The sequence below is a fragment of the Pedobacter sp. 01T416_2 genome, from assembly GCF_056398925.1.
Map to the genome: position 1 here is coordinate 1 of NZ_JBFTQI010000528.1, position 4868 is coordinate 4868.

Annotated in this window: 3 protein-coding genes and 1 pseudogene; 3 read left to right on the forward strand and 1 reads right to left on the reverse strand. The window is 42.9% G+C overall.

Annotated elements, in window-relative coordinates; genetic code table 11:
• Positions 1-284 (forward strand): annotated as a pseudogene (locus AC1DPQ_RS19585) (class I SAM-dependent methyltransferase); the annotation flags it as partial.
• 221 nt (positions 285-505) lie between these two features.
• Complete coding sequence (locus tag AC1DPQ_RS19590; protein WP_477610608.1) at positions 506-844, forward strand: hypothetical protein; 339 nt, start codon at positions 506-508, stop codon at positions 842-844.
• Between the two features lie 958 nt (positions 845-1802).
• Here the strand turns inward: AC1DPQ_RS19590 and AC1DPQ_RS19595 are convergent.
• Complete coding sequence (locus tag AC1DPQ_RS19595; RefSeq protein ID WP_477610609.1) at positions 1803-4259, reverse strand: UvrD-helicase domain-containing protein; 2457 nt, start codon at positions 4257-4259, stop codon at positions 1803-1805.
• 267 nt (positions 4260-4526) lie between these two features.
• Between AC1DPQ_RS19595 and AC1DPQ_RS19600 the strand changes: the two genes are divergently transcribed.
• Positions 4527-4868: hypothetical protein (locus tag AC1DPQ_RS19600; RefSeq protein ID WP_477610610.1), on the forward strand; the 342-nt coding region annotated here is incomplete at its 3' end.

Genomic DNA, 4868 nt, shown 5'->3' on the forward strand with positions numbered 1-4868 from the left:
ATGTTAAGCGCTATGTGGCGCGTATGTTAAGCGCTATGTGGCGCGTACTTAAACCCGGTGGATATTTCTTCTGTCGCCTGGCCTCAGAAATCGGTATTGAATCGCTGGTCCGTTTTATCGGAAATGGGAGGTATATTCTTCCAGACGGATCAGAGCGCTTTTTAGTCAACCAGGAAATGCTGGTGAGGCTCACCAAAAAACTTGGCGGACAACTTCACGAACCCATCAAGACGACCAATGTGCAGAATATGAGAGCCATGACCACTTGGTGCGTACGGAAATAACAATCGGGTTTAAAAAGTTTTTAGCATAGAATATCCGTCAGATTTATGTGGGCATTTCGGCAAAAATGGCCGTCCATTCGGCATTTAAACTGTCACCCCATTTCGGCTTAAAGTGGTTCTTCAATCAATCTTCCTGTAATTAGTAGACCAAGTCCAATTGGATTTATTGCCGTTGGGCTGCTTATCTTTGGGAGGTGCATAATAAGCGTTAAAACAATATCATGGAAAAATATTATTATCAGGTTTACTTAGATGTGGTATTACGTAACGAAGAACATATGTTTGGGTCCATCAATATCTCTCATATTCCATATAAAAAGCTGGAAGAGCTTTTTCTTGACCAGGTTGTAGCGGAGCGGTTTCTTTTTGATGATGCGATGTCCTATCAGATTAGTGAAAAACTTTACAAGAAGAATAAGAAGTTTTTTGATGAGGAAATTTTTTTTAGGTTCGATTTCGACTTGTTCGAGTATAGTGTTAGCCTAACAGGCGATCTCATGTCCAAATATCAACCTGATTATTATAGTGAATTGCCGTCTTTATTTAAATCAGATAAATAGGAATTACTTTAAACTCAAATATCCGATATTTTTGGGTATCTGAGTTTAATGTATTTAGCATAAAATGAGGTAATGTATTTTGATATTTAACACATTAAATTACATAAGCAAGCTGTCCACAAAACTAATACAAGGTTTTTAGTAGGCAATAAAAATTAAGGCGAAGGACGGTAAAAAACAAAGGTGACAAACATCAAAGTTGTGGATAACAAAAAACAAAAGGTGAAAGTTGAACATTCAAACATTGATGAAGGGACAAGTAAACAAGTTACCGAGGAAATTAAAAAAGAAATAGAAAATGGCCCCAAACAATAATAAACCTATCATATATGTAGGGTTGTTAAGTATTATAACCAATATAGCAACGCTAGCTTTTATTACATTGAAGCTTACGGATACTGTTTTTAGTCTGGGTGTAGATTTTGATGAGGTTCTGGGTATAATATCAGTGTTTTTAATTTTAATTCTCCCAATTATTCTTTTCTTATTGGTTCCGGTCATTTTGATAAGGATGAAGAAAAGGTTAACTCAGCTAAATGGTTTCGAGATCTTCTGCGTTTTGTTGCCCACAATTAATCTTCTTGTTTTATGTCTTCATCTAGTGTATGGATTATATCATGATTATCCAGAGCTAGGCTAAATAACGAAATCCAGTCCAACTTCAATAGTGTTAAGCTTTTGGGGTTGGATGTTTTTGCATACTGATCTTAGTTGATCAAGGATAGATAATACAGCATCTTACACCAGTATTATAATGGACTATTTACAACAATTGCAAGCCCGTTGGGATGATTTGCGAGGTAGGCCAGATGCTAAAGAAGAGATGAGGAGGTCTTGAAATTTGGCAAACTGATCGAAATTGAACGAGCAAAAGAGTCTGGGGGTTTATTTTTAAAATTGGTGTATGTAAAATAAACTGTGTCAATCTAAAATAGTGCTTCTCGAAAAAATCTAGTTCTTATTTTGCAATAGCAGCCACGCGCATAATCTGTTTGCAGCGAGGATAATTACTGCATCCCCAGAACTTTCCCTTGTCTGAACTTCTGGCTATCATAAGCCCTTCGCAGCTCGGGMATTTCTGTTGAGCGGTTTGTCCCTCACCGATACCATGATCCTGTATGAGTTCAGCTAAGAATTTGCTCATGTTATGGGGATGATATTGGAGATAGACCTGGTGGCGGGCGCGGGTCAGGGCGACATAAAACAGGCGCCTTTCCTCTGCATTTTCAAAACCGTCTCCGTGCTGGAGCAGGTAGCCTAAAATCGGATCATCGGCCATCTGGGAGGGAAAACCGTATACGCCGCTATCTAGGTCCAGCAAAATGGCCACGTCACAGGTCAGCCCCTTACAGGCATGGGCGGTGAAATAGGAGAGCTTGAGCCCTGGAAAAGCTTTCTGCAGTTCCCTTAAGTCTGCGGGCGAATTATGGTGGTAGCGCCCGATGAGAAATACAGAGGCGGTGGCGTGGTCTTTCTTGATCTTTGCCAAGGTATCTTTTAGAGCATCAAACTTCTGCAGATCCCTTTGCGCTTTATTGCCATAGCTGGCTAGAGGAGTGAGTACAAAAGAAGGACGTGATGCCTTAAAAGGCGAGGACAGGTTTTTTTTCAGCTGGGAGGGATTCACCTGGATAAAGCCACTGCTTAAGTTGAGTATCTCCTGGTTAAAACGGTAAGTCTGGAGTACTGCATTTTCGGCGGTCACCCCAAAATGCTTTGAAAATCCGGTGATGATACTGATGTCGCTGCCGGTAAAGCGGAAGATGGACTGCCAGTCGTCTCCGACGGCGTAAAGCTTGGCGATGGGATTGGCGGCTTTCAATGCCTTGACCAGGCCATAACGGCCCAGGGACATGTCCTGAAACTCGTCCACTAAAATATAACGGTACTTTTTATTGAATTCACCGCTGGAAATATACCTGCTTGCATGGTTCACCATATCGTTATAATCGATACAGCCCGTGCGTTTCAGTTCAGCCTGGTAGGCCTCGCTCAATGGCGCAAATACGCCGAGGAATACTTCAAAGCGCTGGTCTGCGGCTTTCGATTTTAACTGCTCTATTGTGCTGTTATTGGACTTCATCAGATTCAGGAAGGTAAAGATCAGGCCCATAAAGTCCTCATAGTCGTCCAGCGCTTTGATCTTGGTCAAAATTTCGCCCAGGTCCCGTTTGTTCAAGGTCACTTTGTAGCTATCCAGGTGAATTTTTAGCGCTTTGAGCAGCGTTCCATTGCGGTTCTGAAAGGAATAGGTTTTGATCAGGCGGGTCCCGTATTTCTCGTGGATCAGTTCCTTCCAGCGCATGCCGCTCTGGTACTGTTCGGTAGGGGTTTTAAAAGGAGGTTTGCATTTGAAATAAGCGGGAACATTGCCCTGCTCGTCAATGCCATAATGCTCATGGTAGATGTCGTATTCCGGCAGATAGAAATCAGGGGAATAGGCGCCAAAATCAGGATTTTGGTCTTCGGCCTGTAGCGGATAGGTCCGCTCGTACACAAATTCCACCTGGTGCAGGTACAGGAAATTGGCGATCAYCACCTCTTCTAGACTTTTGCACTCTGTCCCGTTCAGGCTCACATTACGGAAAGCCTGCTCATGTTTGATCAGATCGTTTTCCGACTCAAACTCAAAGTCATCCCGCGGGGGCCGGACAAAAAAAGAGATGAAGTTAACCGCCTTCTGCGCAAAATCCGCGTCAGTTAAAAACAGCCTGTCAAACTCCCGCTGCATAAACGACTTGGCCCGGTAGTCCTTACCATCAAAAGCGAGCTTCACCGGGTAGGGGCTGCAATGCCTGCAGACCATATTGCCAAAGCCATTAAAAGTTTTAAAAGTGATCCCGCTGGCCAGTTCATCATCCCGCAAGAAATTACAGGTCCGGTCAAACATCTCATCTACTGCGCTATTGGTAAAAGAGATCACCAGCAGCTCCTCGGGTCTTGCCAGGTTCTTCTCCAGGATATAGGCGATTTTCGCACTGATGGTGGTCGTCTTTCCCGTACCTGCTCCAGCAATCACCAGATTATTGTCTTCCTCACAGACCACCGCCCGCATCTGCTCCAAGGAAAGGGGATAGGCTTCCAGGCTGCAAAGAAATTCCTTGAATTCGGAAATCTCATGCGGGATAAAACGTTCATTATAAGCTCTGCGTATTCCCTCCAGATTTTGATGGCTATCTACAAAACGGGAAATCAATGCCTGCTCATCACTATCCAGACCGCAATTCCGATAGTCTTTAGGAATGGCCTCCAGTAGCTCACGATGCGCTGCCCGAAGGTTAAATGCATCGTAATTGGCAAAATACAAAACCATATCCTGCTTTTTAGCGATATCCTTCAAAGCAGAAACAAGATCAGGGATAAGCGTGCGGATATTTTCCCTTCGCTCGAGTTCCTGCTGCCTTTGCAATTCCATTCGTCACCTCGTAATGGCTGTTCGTCACACGATTTGTCGAGTTCGTCAAAAACATTCTCATTCATTTTTTTTAAAAATTACTTTAGGGGCCTAATTGTACATTTATGATTTAGGCCCCTTAGATTGATACAATTGAGTCACATCCATTCGCCAAGCGAATGATCATCATTTTCAAAGGCTATATCCAATAGATCTTGATATTGTTGATTTGAAGGTTCAGTTCTATTGCGATAAATGGCACTTTTTTGATTTTTTCAATATTTGATTATGAGAAATTATAGATTATTTTTTTTTCTGCTTACCTTTTTTTATTCTGTTGCCGGGGCACAAGAACTACCTAAGGTAACCCTTCCATCACCCTCTACTCAGCAGTTTATGAAGTATGTCGATTATCCTGTTGGGAGTTTTACAGGTGTTCCTGACATAGAGATTCCCTTATATACCATTAAGGAGGGGGACCTTAGTGTGCCGATCGTTCTGAGGTATCATGCATCAGGCGCAAAGCCATCCGATCCAAACGGTTTCACGGGAATGGGCTGGTCATTAAGCGCCGGGGGAAAGATATCGTGTACAATAATGGGCAGATCGGATTTCAGAACTCCTTATCCC